At 64.6% G+C, this 254-nt stretch carries 1 pseudogene; it reads right to left on the reverse strand.

Going from position 1 to position 254, the window contains the following annotated elements:
• Window positions 1-174 (reverse strand): annotated as a pseudogene (locus FCK22_RS18355) (ABC transporter ATP-binding protein); the annotation flags it as partial.
• Window positions 175-254: the final 80 nt, after the last annotated feature.

Raw genomic sequence — 254 nt, forward strand, 5'->3', positions numbered from 1 at the left:
TGCCCGCCCCGTTCGGCCCGATGATCGCGCGGATTTCGCCCTCGCGGATGTCGAAGGAAATATCCTTGATCGCCTCCACGCCGCCGAAGCGCAGGGTGATGTTCTTCATCTCCATCACCGTCGGGCCATGGTGCGGCCGTCGTCGGTGACATAGCTGTCAGCCTGATCTTTCACGCTGTCCCTTTCCATAGTTCCCGCCTGCCCGGCACTGACGCTGGCCGCGCTCATTCCGCTGCCATCCGGCGGCTGACCGG

The organism is Sulfitobacter sp. 15WGC (genome assembly GCF_005068605.1).
GTDB classification, from domain to species: domain Bacteria; phylum Pseudomonadota; class Alphaproteobacteria; order Rhodobacterales; family Rhodobacteraceae; genus Sulfitobacter; species Sulfitobacter faviae.